1 protein-coding gene and 1 pseudogene are annotated in these 1,003 nt (G+C 72.7%); both read left to right on the top strand.

What is annotated here, in order from left to right:
- The first annotated feature begins 245 nt into the window (after nt 1–245).
- Nucleotides 246–431 carry a hypothetical protein gene (locus U9980_RS12810; RefSeq protein WP_322768110.1) on the top strand — a complete coding sequence of 62 codons (186 nt, stop codon included), beginning with the start codon at nt 246–248 and terminating at the stop codon, nt 429–431.
- Between the two features lie 132 nt (nt 432–563).
- Nucleotides 564–1,003: pseudogene (locus U9980_RS12805) on the top strand (hypothetical protein); the annotation flags it as partial.

Below are 1,003 nucleotides of genomic sequence, written 5' to 3'. Positions count from 1 at the left end.
CCGGCCTGTGGACGTCGCTCCTCCAGCCGGCGCCGCGCGGCATTTCGATCTCCAGGATGCGCAGCAGCCACTCGGTGTCACGACCGGAAGGCGGCTGACCGCGAGGTGGGCAGCGCGTGACGCCGTTCCTGACATCCTGGGTCCCGATCGTATCTTTTGCGATTTTGACGCCGTGGTGGGTTCCGGTCCGCCGTGGGGACGGCGCTAAGGGCGCGATTCGCCGTGGTCGTGGCTCGGCGGATCGCGTGACGTTCGAGCCAGTCGCTGACGGTGGCACCGACTGCGTGGATACCGGTTGCATCGTTGTCGCCGCAGGCTTTGACGTCGTGGCGGACGGAGATCTGGGTGCTGAGGTTGTTGGTGCGCTGGATGCGGTGGTGGGTGGCGGCTGTGCCGGGGTGGTGGCCACCGGCGGCGGTGCGCTCGTCTGAGTCGCCTCGGGTGGGGTCGGCGATGGCCTGGGCGGTGACTGCGCCGGGCTCGTGGTGGCCGGGGCTGGTGCGGGCGCCTGCGTGGGCTCCGGCTGGATCGACGTGGCCGGCTGCCGCGGCGACGTCCTATCGATGTTCGCAGCGTTGGGCACGTTCGCCGCGTTGGGCGCAGGTGCCACCGGCTCGGCGGCCGGCGGTGACGGGACGCCCGCCGGTTGCATCGATGACATGCCCTCGCCGGCTACCGACGGCGCGTCCACCGGTGCTCTGGCGGAGTCCATCGGCCGGCTGGACGTCCACAACCCCGCAACGGTTGGAGGGATCATGCCGCCGCTCGGGATGGGCTTGCCCGCGGGCGCCGGGATGGCGCCACTGACGCCCGTGCTGGTACCGGGAGCGACTCGCAGTGCCACGGCGACCACCAGTCCGGCGCTGATACCCAGCGCGATCCCCGCGGCAACGGTGACCAGCGCCAGCTGCCAGCGGCGCGCGGGAGTGGTGACGCGGCCGGCCGCGGCGGTCCCGGCGCCAGGTGGACTGTGCGTGGCGGCCCCTCGGCCCACTCGGCGGCC

The organism is Protofrankia sp. Cr1 (genome assembly GCF_963555865.1).
Lineage (GTDB): Bacteria > Actinomycetota > Actinomycetes > Frankiales > Frankiaceae > Protofrankia.
The sequence above is the reverse complement of the archived record's forward strand: the minus strand, read 5'-3'. Positions and strand labels throughout refer to the sequence as shown.